We start from the raw sequence: 15,970 nt of genomic DNA on the forward strand, positions 1-15,970 counted from the left end.
ATGTCAGCGCATTTAAACAAAGACTCAAATAGCGTTATTAACATGGACTTGCTAGATAACTCTAAAAATCGCTACTCGATAAAGAACAAACTGTTTTTGGGTTTATCATTAATATTTACCATATTTTTGGGACTAACTGCGCTAACTATTTTTAGATTAAGTGAGTTTGAAAATGTGCTAATAAATATTCAGCAAGTATCAGTACCTACAGCAATACAAGCGGGTAAAACTTATAGCCAAGTAAATACGCTTATTTTTCTGACGGAGCGTTTAATTAATGTACAAAGTGGTGCGGCTAAACGGGCCACCAACGAACAAATACAAAGCCTAATTTATACATTAAAATCTGATAGTTTACAGTTGTCACAGCAAAGTTATGGAAATACGCAACTAAAGGCAATCATTGTAGAGCTGCAAGAGTTAGACGAATTAATTAACCAGCGCTTAGAAAACAAGCGTAGCTTCGACGAAAAATTGCAATTATTATATACGCTGTTTAATAACATGCCTGACTTGGATGATATCGAAAGTCGTACGTCATTAGTTGACGGCCAACTATTAATAACCAATATTTTTGCAAACAGCGCTCAATTAACGTTTCTAAATAGACTTCATCTCGTTAGACAAATAGAGCATACTTTGCAAAAGGATCTAGAGTCTTTGCTATCGAACTATGTAGAAGGTTCAAATACAAAGGCTTCTAAAGAAGCATTAGTGTTTCTTAGTAAACTCCAAACATTACTTTTAGCTCCAGATGGTTTAGTAAACACTCGTATAAAGCAATTGCGTATTGAAGGTCGTGCAATTGGTAGAGGCAACTTTATGAGAAACTTGATCATGGACTATGCAAACCAGGCTGAATACACCTCTTTCAACATTAATAATAAAGTACTGGATGAAACAAAAAGTGCTACCAAAGCTATATCAACTCAACTAACAGTTGTAGTTATTGCCTTTATTCTATCTCTTAGTTTATTTGTACTCATCGCTGTATATTTAAGAAATAAAGTTGTGGGCCGCTTAATAAACCTTAACAAAGGGGTTAATAGGCGCTTAAATGGCAGTTTAGATGACGTTATTGATAAAGGTTCAGATGAAATATCAGACATTGCAGATACTTTTAATATCTTTGCCAATACTGTAGAACTACAAAAACAAACCTTGGAAGAACTTTCGTCACTGGATGGCTTAACTGGTATTGCAAATAGAAGAGCATTTGATGATCGGTTATCAAATGCAATCGCGTCGTCACAGAGAAGCAAAAGTCCATTGTCACTGTTAATTATCGATGTGGATTATTTTAAACCATATAACGACAATTATGGTCATGCAAAGGGAGATGATTGCCTAAAGAAAGTAGCCCGTATCATTGATCAAGAACTTCCTCGAGAAACCGATTTTGTAGCTCGTTATGGAGGTGAAGAGTTTGCCTGTATATTACCAGAGACGGATGAAGCTGGAGCCAAAGTCACCGCTCAAAAACTTATAACTGCAGTATATAGCGCAATGATACCTCATTCATTTAGCGAAATTGACGATCGGCTAACCATAAGTGTGGGGATAGTTGTAGATTATTTTGATACGAACAAAGTAATAACAGAGCTAGACCTAATAACACAGGCCGATACGGCGTTATATCAATCGAAGTTAAAAGGACGTAACCGATTCACTGTGAGCCAAGGTAGCACGCTAAAGAAGTAGTTTTATATTAGTAAGAGCCATACGAACCAAAAGCTAGCGTTTAAACTATAAATAACACAGTTCAAACCGGCCCACACCAATAGCATATCAATATGCGCATAATGTATATTATGTTAAATAGAATATCTATAAGTATCAAAGTTAAAACTTAGCTTTGCCCTAATACTCTCATCGCTATATACAAACAACGAACGCTCACAATACTGTAAGCGTTCATTGTGATTCTAGCTCTGCTACAAAAACATTTACTACTGCGTACTTACCCTTTATGCCGTGATAATGTCTTCAAATACTACCGCTTCGTTTATTGCTATAACTTCTGCTCTTTTAAAAAAGTTAAAGTCTGTCGCTGTGCAGCAAGTATATGCTCCCATCATCGTCGTGACTACTAGCTCTCCATTGGATAGCTTAGGCAACATAATTTGTTCAGCTACTACATCAATGCTGTCGCAAGTTGGTCCAGCTAACACTGATGAAAATAGCTCTTGAGATGAATTTAATACAAAGGTTTGATATTTAGCTTCATCAAACATAAGTCCACTAAACGAACCGTAAATTCCATCATCTAAGTAATACCAAGTTTGCCCATTACGATCAGATTGGCCCATAACAGATGCTATATTTATTACCGCTGGCGCTACAATATAACGACCTGGCTCTGCTATAACGCGAACCGTTTCTGGTAACTCCGCCAATGCTTCTCGTATTGGTTTGCAAAAAATGCTTATTGGCAAAACATCTGGCGTATACTGCACAGGAAATCCACCACCAATATCTAATGTACTTAACGCTGGCAACCCAAAGTCCACAACTTCATTCATTATGTCGATACAACGACGTACTGCAGTAGCGTACTTATCGCCTGTTTTAGTTTGTGAACCTACATGAAACGACAAACCTTTAATTCGAACACCAATTTCAAACGCCCTTTTAGCAATTTCCAATGCGGCTTCTGGCTTACAACCAAACTTTTTAGAAAGATCCGCTAATACATCAGCATTTGGAAAGCTAACTCTAATCAGCAATTCAACATCGTCTTTATAGGCAACAAATTTTTCTAACTCATTGACGTTATCCACAACAAAAACATTACAACCATAAGATAAGGCATGCTTAATATCACTGTCTCGCTTTATTGGGTGAGTTTGAATGGTACGATCCGCAGGTACACCTACTGAACTTACTAAATCTACTTCACCGTTTGTCGCTAAATCAAAGTAAGCACCTTCAGCAAGTAAGGTAGATACAACGGCCGGATGTGGCAAAGGCTTTAGTGCATAGTGTAGGTCTACGTTTGGCAATGCTTGTTGTAGGTTACGAAACTGCTGACGCACAACATCACAGTCTAAAACCATTAAAGGTGTGCCGTAACGAGATGCTAAAGACTCTATATTTTCAGAGTCAAAAGGAAGGTTGTTTTCTGCAATAGCAGAAATAATAGAAGTAACAGACATTACCAATCTCCAGAATAAGCTAAATAAACCTACTATTAGGTTTGAGCGAGTTAAACATAGTTAAATATTCAATTTCACCCTTGGATAGTTGCTCATCTGCCTGGCCGCTAACGCGATGTACTTGGATTGGCTATCAACAAGAATTGGCGCGCATAATAAATAATATTTTCAGAATGGCAATCTTTTTATTCTAAAAATTTAGTGTTTTTTAAATATCTATTAAACGCGCTTTAATTAAATAAAGTTAAAGAAAGCTCTCTGCCTTTTCACCAACATAAATAACCACTTCAATAGCAATAAGCCAAATGATAATCCACTCTAAAATAGACGAGTGTTGATGCTTCTGTTCGTCGGCTAACATGTCAAAAAGTTCGTGTATGGTGGCTAGTTTTTTAGACAAAAGCTCAACCCGTTGATGGATCTCCAAGTAACGTACTATCGCGTTATAATTACTTTCATGTTCTGGGTACTCCCAAAAGAATTCCGGCGTATCCAACAAACCATAATGAAGTATGATATCGCTCTTAGTACTAAATAGTCGGCCTCGTATCTTGGCTATTTCTTTTCTGTTTAACGCTATCTTACCTGTAGTTGCTAAAGCTTCTGGCAAGTGCGAATAATCCGTAATTGTCGATTGAGCTTTGTGTTCATACTCCACTAACTTAATAGACTGTGCTAGTCCGTGGCTAACAGCTAAACGCGTTAGTGCGTGGTCATTTGGTAAAAACACTGTATCTTTGCTAATTTTTAGCTCCGTAGACACTTCAAACCGGAAGTGGTCTTCAATAATGCCGTCTGAAGACTTTTCAGACCGTCGTAAACGGTTAATTAGAGCCATTCGCTCATCTTCTTCAACCGCCCAAAACACCACAACGCCGTAATCAAAAAGCCAGTATTCTCCGGTTGGCACAACTATATGAATTGCATCCTTGTACCTAACACCGCGTTCAGTAATCGAATGATCTAAAACATCATTCTGGATTGAATAGTCTGCTTGAAGGTTATAAACCGATAAACGGTCATGAATAAATGATGTAGAACTAAGCCCCTGAGGTTTGGTGCTATTTTTGTCCATTGTGCGATTCGCCATAGTAGAAAAAGTTAAGACAGAACCCTGCCCGTATAAAATTCGCGCGGATTATGAACCTGTTTTTCTAAATAGCAATATTTAAATTATAAAGATCAATAAATATAACCAGGGGCAATAGACAGCTCTGGTAAATTGGTTAATGAATCAATATTTGCTAAGTGCAATTGATACTCTGGGGAGTTAAGTGAGGCTTGTGGAGTACAGTCCACATTCCAACGTCTAAGTAGGTAGCCTGCCATTGCTGCCCTAACCTTCAACGTCATTTTTCCGTCTGTCATGCCATAATCCATTTCAACAGCTGTTGAAAACTCAACATTTTTGGATGAGGAACGATGACTAAATCCAATACTCTTAGCCACTGAACATCGGCTAACCTATGTTCATATGTTGCTATGTCATTCGATTTGATGGTTACTTTACTGATACGGGTTAATACAAAATCTCTAAAGCTATTGGTCTTTTTATCAAAACCTCGAACATGCCACCTAAGGCCATTATCTACAATCGCATGTGGAACAATATCTCGACCAGCCGAACCGTTTGACAGTGAGGTGTATATTATATTTACAACATTACCGTTCAAAATAGCGCGCATTAACCGGGCAATAACTTCGATATCCGGTGCGTTTAAATAAGATGGTTGCTCAACAGGAAATTCGGTTTGAGTAATAGCGTCAAAGCCATCGGATATTTGATGGGCTAGTTTTACTAAGGTTTTTCTTGGGTCGTGATTAAAAATGGGCTTGAAGTTTTCTAACTGAAAATAGCGAAGCCCTTTCTCATCAAACTCACACTGACCACCTAAAGAAGATTTATATCTCTCAAAATATTGAACTGCGCTTTTATGGTCCAATCCAAATTTATTTATAGTTTCCTTCAGTCCTAAGTGACCTTTAAAAAACAAAGAAAAATCGATAAAAGCAAATATTTGTTTTTGATTGAGAGTTAAATCTTTTATATCTTTCATAACATGTCGTCTTATTCTTAATCACTGACAGCAACGCTGTCATTCTTTTTATCAAGTTGCATAATGACCATCATGACTGTAGTAAACAAAACATCTGGCTCTTCGTCTTCGTTTACTACTATTACATGAGTGTCTCTTAAAGAGATTAATTTTTCACTGGCAGAAGATATTTCTCGGTCACCATGAGATATCGTAAACGCTAAGTCAAGTAAACTGCCAATCGCGGTTGCGCCTTGATACATACCATCGACTACATAGTATTGACGAGTCCAAGATAGCAATTTCCGTTTCACCGTATAACTACCAAAAATAGAACGGACCGAATAGGTTGGCCTAAACGTTAGCTTTTTCTTTTTGATGGTTGCTAGTTTGTTTTGGGAGTCAAAAATTCGCCAGGTTGGCGAAAATATAAAGGAAAGCTCACCTTTTGCGGTAAACAAACTTTGATCGTGTTCGTCGTTAATATCCATTTGCCCACGAAGGCTAAGAAGTTTGTTTCTTATGGTTAAAATTCTGCTCATGTCATTCCCTTTTAGATAGATCGCCAGCACATCCTGTTTGTGTTGGCTCTAGATACATTTTTATTAAATGTCTAACGCTATGATGAACTCTTGTTCCATAAATTGAACAATGTCACCTACGTTTAGTTTCTTTCTTTTCTGTTTTTCTATACTGCCGTTAACTTTGACTAATCCGTTTTCTATTACCATTTTTGCTTCACCACCACTACTTACCAAGCTTTCAAACTTCAATAATTTATTAAGTTCGATAGGGGCTGCATTAATGTAAACTGTATTCATTGGTTTTTCCAGATTCTTCAAAGTTACGGCATTATACCTATACCTATCTAGACTTTGCTACCTATAAACTAGGCATCTAATCTAAATTTAAATTTCTATTTATACTTCATGCACTTATCGCAAAACTCGTGCGTGCGAGGCCGCTCTGAAAATAGAATTTAGAAACATAATGTTCAATCCGTCAAAGTAGGCTCTAGTTGTTGGATCCTGTGTAAAGCCAATAATCATACCGTTCCCCATAGGTTGATAAATTAAAAATGGCTTATACGCCAACTGTTTTTTATTTTCCGCCCAAAGGTAACCGCTGGCCAATACCTTATCTTCATTTGCAAACCACGCTAAGTTCTTACCTGATGCTAATTCAATTGGCTTATAAATATCATTACCAAACGCAGGACCAACAACATTAGACTTTACACCAACAGTGAGCCAATGTTCTTGATCTACCTCAACGTTTGCCAGCACACCGGCTACATAATCCGGCTTTTCTTTACTATTTTCAGCTGACTCTACTAATGCTTTTCTACTCGTTAGTAAAACACCTTCTACAGTTGCATCATCTGATTTTTTGTACAGAGGTTCGCCTTCTCTATAAGCCAATTCACGTTTGGTATCCAATAGCCCAAAATCAGGATCTGCGGCAAACTTAGTTGCACCAGCAAGGGTGATCAAGACCCCGCCACTTTTTACCCAACTCTTTATGTTATCAGCACCAGACTCACCTAATACTCGGTTGTAGTAACCATTTGGTAGGATTAAGACTTCATAATTTTTTAAATTAGCCCACGACAATGTACTTGTACGAATTGCGGTAACTGGATACTTAAACTCTTGCTCAATTAAAAACCTTACATGACCGGCACTCAGTGAACTGACAGGTTCATCCCATGCAAGCGCAATCTTAGGGGCAACCATTAAAGGCGTATTGTTACTGCCAAAACTAGGCCCTTTTGTAACCCAGCTAGAGTCAATGCCCTGCACTACCGTACCTGTATCCTTCGCCATACGGTCAATAATATTGGTCAAATCTTCGCTATTATTATGCCTTTCAACTATTAAAGAACCGGCTGGAAATTGCAAGCCTGACTCTAACGTAAATGATTGATCGGCAGATTTAACCACCAGACCGGCTCTCAAGGCTTGAGTTAAAAACTGGCCTGACGCCATATCAACCCAAGGTATTACGTACCCAAATTTTGAATTTTTATTAATTACTTTGCCAACTAATTTTGTATCTGCAGCAAACAGTGCAGAAGACTTTGTTGGCTTTCGACCACACTCTTGAACATCAACACCAAACATTAAAGGTAAAGACCACCCAGTTACATCGTAAATTTGATTACTCAGCTTTCTTGATCTCAAACGCTCCTGCTCTTTTATAAAGTCCTGGCTCATGTCTACTTGCTTATCAAATGTTGTTTTTACAAATCGGCCTTTTGGTTGAGCGGAATCTATAAAGTACGTACCTGAAGGATATTGCTTCCCGCACACTTTAAAACCTTGAGTGGCTACTTGCACTTCCACATCATGCTCGGTCATCAATGCAGCTAATTTGTGTGTGCCAAATCTATTCGTTTTATCTGAAATAATATAGTAGCGACTCTTTTTGTCTTCCTTACCTTGTTTAATAGAAGACTTCTGATATGCAACGTAGTCATTTAATAGTTTTACTCTATTAATCGACGCACCCTCTAACGTCGCTATTGAAGCAACAAAATGTCGTTTAACTGTATTGGCATAGGTCATGACCTCACCGCTACTTTTTCTAAATATTTCACCTCTAGAAGACGAGACTTCGTAGGTAGAAGCCGATGCGCCATAAAACGTTGGCCAGCTATCACCATATCCAGGGTAAAAGGCGTCAAATATTTCCCGTGTAAAGTAGTCAAAACCATTGTTATCGAAATGCGCACCAATATTCTTTCCTATTAATGCCATATTCTCAACTTGTTCATCTGTCATATGAGGATTAATAGGTTTAGCAGCAGGTGCAAAATAATAACTTTGATCACCTCCCATTTCGTGAAGGTCAATAACGACCAATGGGCGGTAATGGTTCATTTCCTTAACACGACCTCTTGTTTCCGGCTGTGTTAACGCTAACCAATCCCTATTCATATCAAATAAATAATGATTAGAGCGGCCACTTGGCCAAGGTTCGTTATGTTCAGCACTTAACCTGTCGTCACTGTGAACCAAACCTACAGTAGAATAATATCGGCTAGTAAATCGAGTTCGACCATCTGGGTTTTGTAGAGGGTCTATAAAAACCATCGTATTGCTTAAGATCTTGTTGACCGTTTCGTCATTGTTTGCGGCTAACAAATGATATGCAGTCATCATAGCTGAGTCGGTACCACTAATTTCATTACCATGAACCGAATAACCCAACCAAACAGAAGCAGGTAACTTTTTTATCAAGGTTGATGTTTTAGAGCTGGTAGATAATGCCTGCATGTCTTCAGCAAAAGACTCTAGGTTTTTTATATTATCGTCACTCCCTATAGCAGCGACTATAAGCTCACGACCTTCCCATGAAGTTCCGTACCGTTTAATCTTTATTGAATTTGGCTTTGCTTTTCCAACGCTCTAAAATAAGTCACCATATCTGCATGGGAGGTTATTTTTTTACCTATTTCATATCCTAATACAGACTTTACTGTTGGTACATCGTGGTTGTAAGAAGTGCCTTTCCACATTTCTATATTATTGGTCGCCAGTACGCTACTAGAAGTAAATATACTCATCGCCAAAGCAATACACCTAACGTTCATTACATTTCCTTGTTTAAAGTTTATTAAGTAGACCATATAAAATTTGAATACTTTTGCAACATAACTTATCTATTTTAACTGCGAACAGCCGTTAAAATTGGCTAAACAACAGAAAATAAAATAAATTAAAGACATTTATAAATCTAACGATACAATCATAGCGTTTCGCAAAAACATTATTTAACAGGGACTGTTGTCTCCGCATACTTGGATTTATTATGCTAAAGAAGTTCGTTTTCTCTTTACCTATACAAACAAAAATCACCCTAACCCTAATAGGCGCGATTATTATTTCTACCAGTGTGGTTAGTTTCGTAGGCCATTCAAAAGCTCAGTCAATAATGCTTGAACGTATGGAAACCACAGAGTTGCCCAATATAGTTCAGCGCATAAGAGATAAAGTTGAAGGTGAAACTGCTTCTATGAAAGCAGTTACCAGAAGCATAGCTACTAACCCGTTTATTCATAACTGGTTATCAAATGGGCGTCCAGATTCTGGCGAGCAAACACTCGTTAAATATTTAAAGCAAATCCAACAAGACAATGACTTGAGCAATGCTTCTTTTGCAAACAGGGATACAGCTGAATACTGGAACCAAGACGGCTTTTTGAGGGTATTACAAAATGACCAAGCAGATGGTTGGTTTTTTGCCTTCACTAATAATAACGAATCAGAATCGGCGAGTATCTATAGCTACCCTAACGGTGATGTTGATATGTTTGTTAACTTCCAAATGATTGGTGGAAAAGGTATCGCTGGGGTTTCCAAGTCTCTAAATAATATGGTTGAGTACCTAAGTGGATTTGAACTAGAACAAAGCGGATTCGTTTATTTAGTGGATAAAGAAGGTTTAATACAAATTCATAAAGATAAGTCTTTAGGAAACACTCAAACTTTAGCTAATCAATACCAACAGATTAATACGCGCAAGCTCCTATTAGAAAACGATTTTGCATTTGAGAATGACGGCAATTTTGTAGTCGCTACTAGTTTTATACCTTCACTAGGATGGTATGTCGTAGCTGAAGTACCTACTTCAGAGCTTTATGCGGGGCTCGATGAAAGTCGAAACCATATGATTATGTGGTTTTTTATTGTTGTTTGCGTTTTAGGCTTTATTGCTAGATATTTTTCAAAAATGCTAATGATGCCAATTATTGCTTTAGCGAATGTATTTAAGAACCTCGGGGATGGTTCTGGCGACCTTTCTTATCGCATTAACCGTTACGGTGATGATGAAATAGCGAGATTAGCTCAAGGCTTTAATCAGTTTTTAGACAAGATTAGAAACGTCATCATCAACGTATCAGATACTTCTATAGAGTTAAAACATGCGTCTGATGTTGTATCTCATAGTGCCAAAGAAACGAAAGACAGCGCGGAGTTAGAACGAGATCAGTCTATTCATGCTGCTACTGCGGTAAATCAAATGGGGATGACCATTGGCGATATAGCTAAAAGTGCAAATGTAGCTTCTGATGCAACACAGGTCGCAATGGAAAAAGCACAGATAGCACAAACCGTAGTTGGTGAATCTGCACAATTCATTAATGTTATGGCTAATGGAATGCAAAGTGTTTCTCAAACTATAGAGTCCCTTGCAGAGAAAAGCGGTAATATCAGTAGTGTGCTAGATGTAATCAGGGGTGTTTCGGAGCAAACAAATTTACTAGCCCTAAATGCTGCAATAGAAGCTGCTAGAGCTGGTGAGCAAGGCAGAGGCTTTGCAGTTGTAGCAGACGAAGTTAGAAACTTAGCTAAACGCACAAGTGAATCTACTGATGAAATTGCAGCGATGATCTCGCAGCTTCAAAACGAATCTGAAATTGCGGTCCAAGGCGTCAGAGAAAATAGACAGCTTGCTACTCAAGGCGCAGAGTCTTCTCATGAAGCAAACGAAGCCTTACAAGAAATAGCAAAACAAATAGACATGTTGGCAGGCTTAAACCTTCAAGTTGCCACTGCAACTGAAGAGCAATTAACCGTTGTTAATGAAATAAATGAACATGTTCAAAATGTAAGTAAAAACAGCGAAAAATCTGCAAACAATGCAACTGAAATGTCACATTCTAGCGATGAGCTTAACGCATTAGCGGCGCAATTGGACCGACTAGTAGGAACGTTCAAAGTTAATTGATTAACAGGCACTCTTGATCGGCTATACTTGTAAGTACGTAATTTGTCGTACTTACAAGTAATAAACCTATTTGGAGCATTATGTTTACTAACAAACTACATCCAGGCACCACTTTCCCACACGTTGAAGTTAACCTCTCAAAAAACGAAATATTTACGCTTGGCTCGACAATTAACAATGATGCCGATTGGCAACTAATTATTGTTTATCGAGGCGCTCAATGTCCCCTTTGCACCAAATTTTTAAATGAATTGGAAGAAGTCAAATATCTATTTTTAGATATCGGCATCGAAATTGTGGCTATTTCAGCAGATAGATTAGAACAGTTAGACCAGCATAAAAAGGACTTAAAAGTTAACTTTACTCTAGGGTATGGATTATCACTGGCGGATATGAACCAGTTAGGCGTTTACCAATCTACACCAAGAAACCATCATGAAACTGACCATGTTTTTTCAGAGCCGGCGATGTTCGTGATAAACCGTGAAAAAACAATTATCGCTGTTGATTTAAGTAACAACCCTTTTTCTAGACCCGACGTTCTTAATCTACTGAATGGGTTAAAGTGGGTTCGTAATCCAGACAATGATTACCCAATTCGCGGTGCTCACCACGAGCCTGTTTAATTACTTTGTTGATAGTCAGCGGACCAATAACTTGTAAAAGATTGTTGGTCTACTGTCCCATCTTCAAATCTTATGTACATTACCCATTCCATAACCGGCTTAGCGCACAAACCGATAATCAATTTAGTAGAATATTGGTACTGCTGATCTTCTTTCAAAAACAAAACAATATTACCCATCTGCATATTCTGAGCTTCGAGCCACACCTCTTTAATAGGCTTACGACTTGAAAACGTTACATTATAAACTTGCTCAGAAAGTATTAAATTATGATCGAAATACGCTTCGCTTTCCGTAAAGCTTAACGTGAGGCATGACGCTTGTTTTTTATTACAGTCTGAGGATTTTTGAGCTGTGTTTTGAGGCGAACAACCGCAAAGTATAAAAACTAAACTACTGCTCAGTAACAATATTTGTATCAATGTTGTTTTTTTAACCACTTGAATTCTCTAATTGTTGATCTGGGACAATATATTGCCTTTGGTCGCTATGATTTTACGCTCAAAGTCTTTATCATGCACGTGCGTAAAAGCCTCTGATTTAAATTTGTGGATAAATTACCGCCAAAAATTTGAAAAAGAGTCTAATATTTATAACTTTAATAATACTTTTCACGGGTAAGTGGAACCATACTATGACAACAACAAATATTGCTCACCCAGAGTACAACTACAAGGTCGTTAGGCAATTTGCTTTAACAACTGTATTGTGGGGTATCATTGGTATGAGCGTAGGTGTATTGATTGCTGCGCAATTAATATGGCCTGCACTAAACTTTGATACACCTTGGTTAACATTCTCAAGATTACGTCCTTTACATACCAATGCCGTTATATTCGCATTTGGTACAAGTGCCCTATTCGCAACATCTTATTATGTTGTTCAACGTACTTGTAAAGTAAGGCTTATTAGCGACAAAATAGCGGCATTCACGTTCTGGGGTTGGCAAGCAATTATACTTTCTGCTGTCATCTCTTTACCTTTAGGTTATACAACTTCTAAAGAGTATGCAGAATTAGAGTGGCCAATCGACATTGCTATTGCCGTTGTTTGGATTGCGTATGCTTACGTGTTTTTAGGAACTTTAGCAATCAGGAAAACTAGCCACATATATGTAGCTAACTGGTTCTACGCTGGTTTCATCGTAACCGTTGCTGTGCTTCACATTGTTAACAGTCAATCTATCGCTGTTAATGAAATGAAGTCATACTCCATTTACTCAGGTGCCGTTGATGCCATGATTCAGTGGTGGTACGGTCACAACGCAGTTGGTTTCTTATTAACCGCTGGTTTCTTAGGTATGATGTATTACTTCGTTCCTAAGCAAGCAGAGCGTCCGGTTTATTCTTACCGTTTATCAGTTGTTCACTTTTGGGCACTAGTTTCGTTATACATTTGGGCTGGTCCACACCACTTGCACTACACTGCTCTTCCAGATTGGACGCAGTCAGTAGGTATGGTTATGTCGGTTATCTTATTCATTCCTTCTTGGGGTGGTATGATTAACGGTATCATGACGCTTTCTGGCGCATGGCATAAACTTAAGACTGACCCAGTACTTCGTTTCTTAATTGTTTCTTTGTCTTTCTACGGTATGTCTACGTTTGAAGGCCCTATGATGGCGATTAAATCTGTAAATGCTTTATCACATTATACAGACTGGACAATCGGTCACGTTCACTCAGGTGCTTTAGGCTGGGTTGCAATGATTTCAATTGGTGCTTTATACCACCTTATTCCTCGTCTTTACGGTAAAACTCAAATGTTTGACCTGAAGCTTGTTAACCATCACTTCTGGTTACACACAATTGGTGTGGTTTTATACATAGTTGCAATGTGGATTTCAGGTGTTATGCAGGGTCTAATGTGGCGTGCAGTTAACGCTGACGGTACATTAACTTATAGCTTTGTTCAAAGCTTAGAAGCTTCAAAACCGTTCTACTTTGTACGATTTGTAGGTGGTGTGTTTATTGTAGCTGGTATGCTTGTTATGGCCTACAACGTTTATAAAACTGTTCGTGGTGCTAAACCACAACAAGAAGAATACCCAGAAGCGGCGTAAGGAGAAGTTATATAATGGCAACTAACCATCATGAGAAAATAGAGAAAAGCGTACCGCTTCTCGTTATCTTTACTATCATCGCTATCAGTTTTGGTGCATTAGTGGAAATTACTCCATTAATGTTCCAAAAAGATACAACGCAGCCTATTAAAAACCTTAGAGCATTGACTGCTCTAGAGATGGAAGGTCGTGACATTTATATTCGTGAAGGTTGTAACAACTGTCACAGTCAAATGATCCGCCCTTTCCGTGCTGAAGTAGAACGCTACGGACACTATTCTGTAGCAGGCGAGTCAGTTTGGGATCATCCATTCTTATGGGGTTCTAAACGTACTGGTCCAGACTTAGCACGTGTAGGTCAGCGCTATAGTGACGACTGGCATTACGCTCATTTAATGAATCCAAGAGACGTTGTACCTCAATCAAACATGCCATCATTCCCTTGGCTTGATGAGAACGTTCTTACGGGCGAGTATACAGCGAAGAAATTCGAAGTATTTAACCGTCTAACAGCTGGTAAAACACATAAAGATAAGAATGGTAACTACATTCCTCTTTATTCAGCTGAAGACATTGCTGGTGCGCAAGCTGCTGTTGAAGGTAAAACTGAAATGCAGGCTCTTATAGCGTATTTGCAACAACTAGGTACTCACCTTAAGTAGACGTTATGGATTACGGTACATATAGAGGCGTTTATACTTTAATTTTATTAGTTTTATTTTTGATTATCGTTTATTGGGCATATAGTAAAAATCGTAAAAGCGATTTTGATGATATCGCCCAGTCCATCTTAGAAGATGACGTAAATGATAATCCGCGTAAAAAGGAATCATCAAATGATAATGACTGATTTTTGGAGCTGGTGGATAATTATCCTTACTGTGTTCTCCATTGTGGCGTGTTTTGTAATCATTACCGCTAACCTTAAGAACTATACTCACGTTGAAGAAGGTGAATCAATGGGTCATGAATTTGACGGCATTGAAGAGCTTAATAATCCACTACCTAAATGGTGGACATATTTGTTCTATTTCATCTTGGTTTGGTCAGTAGGTTATTTAGCGTTATTCCCTGGTTTAGGAAACTATGAAGGCCTTCTAGGCTGGAAAAGCTCAAACCAAGGCATAACAACTTTAGCAGAATCTAAAGCACTTTCTGAAAAAGCAAAGGCTGAAGGTTTATTGGTTGAATTAGACCAAGAAATGAAAACGGCTGATGAAGTTTATGGTCCTGTTTTCAAAAAGTTAGCTGACCAACCTATTCTAGACTTAGCTTATGACGAAGAAGGTTTTAAAGTAGGCCAACGTTTGTATCTACAAAACTGTGCATTATGTCATGGTTCAGATGCTCGTGGTTCAGAAGGCTTCCCTAACCTTCGTGATAACGACTGGTTATACGGTGATTCACCTGAAACTATTAAAGAGACTCTGTTGTATGGTCGCAAAGCAGCGATGCCAGCATGGCAAGCGGCACTTGGAGATCAAGGCATTGAAGAGATGACAGCTTACGTACTTAAGCTAGCTGGCCGTAAAGTTAATGATAAATTAGCTGATGCAGGCGAAGCTAAATTTGGTATGTGTGCTGCGTGTCACGGTGCAGACGGTAAAGGGTCGTTAGCTCATAACCTTCCATTTGGTGCTCCAAACTTAACAGATAATATCTGGCTATATGGTGGTTCTAAAAAAGCGGTTGAAGATACTCTTCGATATGGCCGCAACGGCGTAATGCCAGCATGGAAAGATGTACTTGGTGAAGATAAAGTACATGTTATTTCTGCATATATTTACAATATTTCACACCCTGACAAATAAATTAGGGTAAAATAAAAGGCCTCTTCGGAGGCTTTTTTTATGTCTAAAAATAATGAGTAGTTTAATGAAATCGAATAGCACAGCTTGGTACAAAAATGGATGGGTTTGGTTGATCATCGCCCTTCCAGCTCTTACAGTAGTCGCCGGTATCGCAACCGTCGTTATAACTAGCTTAAATCAACCTGAAATGGTTGTAGATGACTACTATAAAAAGGGAAAGGCAATTAACCAAGAGTTAACCTTATATCAAGCATATACTGATTCTGGAATAGAGCTTGAAGTCCGTTTAGAAGAACAACGCTTTGAGTTGAAATCTTCAGAGAAACTGTCAGGTATAAAAGTAAACCTTGTACATTCAACTCAAGGGAAGCGAGATCTTAACTTCGTTATGACCCCTAACGGCGTTGGCACGTATACTAAGTCACTGGAAACAGCATTAACGGGCAAATGGACCGTTTTTGTAGAGCCTATGGATGGCTCTTGGAAAGTTCAACAAAAGCTTGCTTTCCCAAATGCGTCTTGGACTAAATTAGTAGCGGAATAACTG

17 protein-coding genes are annotated in these 15,970 nt (G+C 38.4%); 8 read left to right on the plus strand and 9 right to left on the minus strand.

The features are described 5' to 3' along the window. Complete coding sequence (locus GNP35_RS04270) at window positions 1-1,701, plus strand: GGDEF domain-containing protein (RefSeq protein WP_155694829.1); 1,701 nt, start codon at window positions 1-3, stop codon at window positions 1,699-1,701. Window positions 1,702-1,967: 266 nt separating this feature from the next. On the opposite strand, the gene GNP35_RS04275 is transcribed toward GNP35_RS04270, so the two are convergent. The 8 genes from GNP35_RS04275 to GNP35_RS15500 all read right to left on the minus strand — a co-directional run bounded on the left by GNP35_RS04275 (window position 1,968) and on the right by GNP35_RS15500 (window position 8,786). Beyond that, entirely contained in the window at window positions 1,968-3,155 is a 1,188-nt protein-coding gene (locus GNP35_RS04275) for a type III PLP-dependent enzyme (protein WP_155694832.1), read from the minus strand. A 244-nt stretch (window positions 3,156-3,399) separates the two neighbouring features. Then, window positions 3,400-4,230 carry an RMD1 family protein gene (locus tag GNP35_RS04280; protein WP_155694833.1) on the minus strand — a complete coding sequence of 277 codons (831 nt, stop codon included), beginning with the start codon at window positions 4,228-4,230 and terminating at the stop codon, window positions 3,400-3,402. Window positions 4,231-4,337: 107 nt separating this feature from the next. Beyond that, the gene (locus GNP35_RS16230) at window positions 4,338-4,523 is read right to left on the minus strand and encodes a hypothetical protein (RefSeq protein ID WP_330997704.1); all 186 of its coding nucleotides are present in this window, start codon (window positions 4,521-4,523) and stop codon (window positions 4,338-4,340) included. Then, window positions 4,520-5,212, minus strand: coding sequence for a WYL domain-containing protein (locus GNP35_RS04285; protein ID WP_330997705.1), 693 nt, complete (start codon window positions 5,210-5,212; stop codon window positions 4,520-4,522). The genes GNP35_RS16230 and GNP35_RS04285 overlap by 4 nt, the downstream gene beginning before the upstream one ends. Before the next feature lie 17 nt (window positions 5,213-5,229). Further along, window positions 5,230-5,733 (minus strand): LURP-one-related family protein, encoded by a 504-nt coding sequence (locus tag GNP35_RS04290; protein ID WP_155694835.1) that lies wholly within the window; start codon window positions 5,731-5,733, stop codon window positions 5,230-5,232. Between the two features lie 63 nt (window positions 5,734-5,796). Next, window positions 5,797-6,012 carry an RNA-binding S4 domain-containing protein gene (locus tag GNP35_RS04295; RefSeq protein ID WP_155694837.1) on the minus strand — a complete coding sequence of 72 codons (216 nt, stop codon included), beginning with the start codon at window positions 6,010-6,012 and terminating at the stop codon, window positions 5,797-5,799. Window positions 6,013-6,126: 114 nt separating this feature from the next. Then, window positions 6,127-8,574, minus strand: a complete 2,448-nt coding sequence (locus GNP35_RS04300) for a M14 family metallopeptidase (RefSeq protein WP_330997709.1) — start codon at window positions 8,572-8,574, stop codon at window positions 6,127-6,129. Next, window positions 8,571-8,786: a hypothetical protein gene (locus GNP35_RS15500; protein WP_230961301.1), complete on the minus strand. Its 216-nt coding sequence runs from the start codon at window positions 8,784-8,786 to the stop codon at window positions 8,571-8,573. The genes GNP35_RS04300 and GNP35_RS15500 overlap by 4 nt, the downstream gene beginning before the upstream one ends. Before the next feature lie 218 nt (window positions 8,787-9,004). Here GNP35_RS15500 and GNP35_RS04305 point away from each other — a divergent pair, with 218 nt between their 5' ends. Beyond that, the gene (locus GNP35_RS04305) at window positions 9,005-10,924 is read left to right on the plus strand and encodes a methyl-accepting chemotaxis protein (RefSeq protein ID WP_155694839.1); all 1,920 of its coding nucleotides are present in this window, start codon (window positions 9,005-9,007) and stop codon (window positions 10,922-10,924) included. An 80-nt stretch (window positions 10,925-11,004) separates the two neighbouring features. After that, entirely contained in the window at window positions 11,005-11,550 is a 546-nt protein-coding gene (locus tag GNP35_RS04310; RefSeq protein ID WP_155694841.1) for a peroxiredoxin family protein, read from the plus strand. On the opposite strand, the gene GNP35_RS04315 is transcribed toward GNP35_RS04310, so the two are convergent. After that, complete coding sequence (locus tag GNP35_RS04315; RefSeq protein WP_155694843.1) at window positions 11,547-11,990, minus strand: hypothetical protein; 444 nt, start codon at window positions 11,988-11,990, stop codon at window positions 11,547-11,549. The genes GNP35_RS04310 and GNP35_RS04315 overlap by 4 nt on opposite strands. 194 nt (window positions 11,991-12,184) lie before the next feature. On the opposite strand from GNP35_RS04315, the gene ccoN reads away from it, so the two are divergent. The 5 genes from ccoN to GNP35_RS04340 all read left to right on the plus strand — a co-directional run bounded on the left by ccoN (window position 12,185) and on the right by GNP35_RS04340 (window position 15,967). Further along, a complete protein-coding gene (gene ccoN, locus GNP35_RS04320) occupies window positions 12,185-13,612 on the plus strand; it encodes a cytochrome-c oxidase, cbb3-type subunit I (protein WP_155694845.1) in 1,428 nt (475 codons plus the stop codon). A gap of 14 nt (window positions 13,613-13,626) precedes the next feature. Then, on the plus strand, window positions 13,627-14,274 hold the full coding sequence (gene ccoO / locus GNP35_RS04325; RefSeq protein ID WP_155694846.1) for a cytochrome-c oxidase, cbb3-type subunit II: 648 nt from the start codon (window positions 13,627-13,629) through the stop codon (window positions 14,272-14,274). Between the two features lie 5 nt (window positions 14,275-14,279). Next, the gene (locus tag GNP35_RS04330) at window positions 14,280-14,462 is read left to right on the plus strand and encodes a cbb3-type cytochrome oxidase subunit 3 (RefSeq protein WP_155694848.1); all 183 of its coding nucleotides are present in this window, start codon (window positions 14,280-14,282) and stop codon (window positions 14,460-14,462) included. Beyond that, a complete protein-coding gene (gene ccoP, locus GNP35_RS04335) occupies window positions 14,455-15,423 on the plus strand; it encodes a cytochrome-c oxidase, cbb3-type subunit III (RefSeq protein WP_155694850.1) in 969 nt (322 codons plus the stop codon). Before GNP35_RS04330 ends, ccoP begins: the two co-directional genes overlap by 8 nt. 64 nt (window positions 15,424-15,487) lie before the next feature. Continuing rightward, on the plus strand, window positions 15,488-15,967 hold the full coding sequence (locus GNP35_RS04340; RefSeq protein WP_196492424.1) for a FixH family protein: 480 nt from the start codon (window positions 15,488-15,490) through the stop codon (window positions 15,965-15,967). Window positions 15,968-15,970 lie beyond the last annotated feature (3 nt).

Source organism: Psychrosphaera haliotis, assembly GCF_009728465.1.
GTDB lineage: Bacteria > Pseudomonadota > Gammaproteobacteria > Enterobacterales > Alteromonadaceae > Psychrosphaera > Psychrosphaera haliotis.

Bases quoted from the DNA above. Each gene is read 5' to 3' on its own strand.
- GNP35_RS04285 (WP_330997705.1), bottom strand. From the start codon at position 5,212: ATGAAAGATATAAAAGATTTAACTCTCAATCAAAAACAAATATTTGCT.
- GNP35_RS04295 (WP_155694837.1), bottom strand. From the start codon at position 6,012: ATGAATACAGTTTACATTAATGCAGCCCCTATCGAACTTAATAAATTA.
- ccoN (WP_155694845.1), top strand. From the start codon at position 12,185: ATGACAACAACAAATATTGCTCACCCAGAGTACAACTACAAGGTCGTT.
- GNP35_RS04270 (WP_155694829.1), top strand. From the start codon at position 1: ATGTCAGCGCATTTAAACAAAGACTCAAATAGCGTTATTAACATGGAC.
- GNP35_RS04340 (WP_196492424.1), top strand. From the start codon at position 15,488: ATGAAATCGAATAGCACAGCTTGGTACAAAAATGGATGGGTTTGGTTG.
- GNP35_RS15500 (WP_230961301.1), bottom strand. From the start codon at position 8,786: ATGAACGTTAGGTGTATTGCTTTGGCGATGAGTATATTTACTTCTAGT.
- GNP35_RS04305 (WP_155694839.1), top strand. From the start codon at position 9,005: ATGCTAAAGAAGTTCGTTTTCTCTTTACCTATACAAACAAAAATCACC.
- GNP35_RS04290 (WP_155694835.1), bottom strand. From the start codon at position 5,733: ATGAGCAGAATTTTAACCATAAGAAACAAACTTCTTAGCCTTCGTGGG.
- GNP35_RS04275 (WP_155694832.1), bottom strand. From the start codon at position 3,155: ATGTCTGTTACTTCTATTATTTCTGCTATTGCAGAAAACAACCTTCCT.
- GNP35_RS04280 (WP_155694833.1), bottom strand. From the start codon at position 4,230: ATGGACAAAAATAGCACCAAACCTCAGGGGCTTAGTTCTACATCATTT.
- ccoP (WP_155694850.1), top strand. From the start codon at position 14,455: ATGACTGATTTTTGGAGCTGGTGGATAATTATCCTTACTGTGTTCTCC.
- GNP35_RS04310 (WP_155694841.1), top strand. From the start codon at position 11,005: ATGTTTACTAACAAACTACATCCAGGCACCACTTTCCCACACGTTGAA.
- GNP35_RS16230 (WP_330997704.1), bottom strand. From the start codon at position 4,523: ATGACAGACGGAAAAATGACGTTGAAGGTTAGGGCAGCAATGGCAGGC.
- GNP35_RS04330 (WP_155694848.1), top strand. From the start codon at position 14,280: ATGGATTACGGTACATATAGAGGCGTTTATACTTTAATTTTATTAGTT.
- ccoO (WP_155694846.1), top strand. From the start codon at position 13,627: ATGGCAACTAACCATCATGAGAAAATAGAGAAAAGCGTACCGCTTCTC.